The sequence below is a fragment of the Variovorax sp. KK3 genome (genome assembly GCF_001984055.1).
In the GTDB taxonomy this organism is placed as follows: domain Bacteria; phylum Pseudomonadota; class Gammaproteobacteria; order Burkholderiales; family Burkholderiaceae_C; genus Variovorax.
Genome location: NZ_LYVO01000200.1, coordinates 1 through 466, shown reverse-complemented (window position 1 = coordinate 466; position 466 = coordinate 1). Strand labels below are relative to the sequence as shown.

General features: G+C 71.0%; 1 protein-coding gene. It reads right to left on the bottom strand.

Going from position 1 to position 466, the window contains the following annotated elements:
* Positions 1-202: 202 nt before the first annotated feature.
* Positions 203-466: hypothetical protein (locus B0W80_RS34145; RefSeq protein WP_143684934.1), on the bottom strand; the 264-nt coding region annotated here is incomplete at its 5' end.

The window sequence follows — 466 nt, the reverse complement described above, 5'->3', positions numbered from 1 at the left end:
CCGGCATAGATGCGCCCGCCGTCGTTGAGGAGGCTGCCGGTGGCGGTGATGCGGCCAGGGCCAGGGGCGAGTGACGTGCCGCTGCCCATACCGACTCCGCCAGCTCCGGCGGTGCCCCCCGCGCCTGGCGCCGTCACACCGGTAGGCCCGGCACTCCCGGCAATCGTCCCGGGCGACACCGTCGCCTGCGGATCCACCCCGATCACCCCACCCGCCGAATTGCCAACGAGTTCGCATCGACCACGAGCCCCGCACCGCCCGTCTGCCGGATCGTCCCGCCCCGGTTGTCGATGTCGCTCGCAGCGATGCGCATCTGCTGCGCCTCGATCGAGCCCTTGTTGATCAGCCGCCCGTCGAGCGTCATCACGAACTCGCCCGGGCCCATGTACATCGACCCGGCGTTGCGCGCACCCAGGCCGTGCTCGGTGCCGATGAGGCGGATGTGCCCTGCATACATGCCACCCAC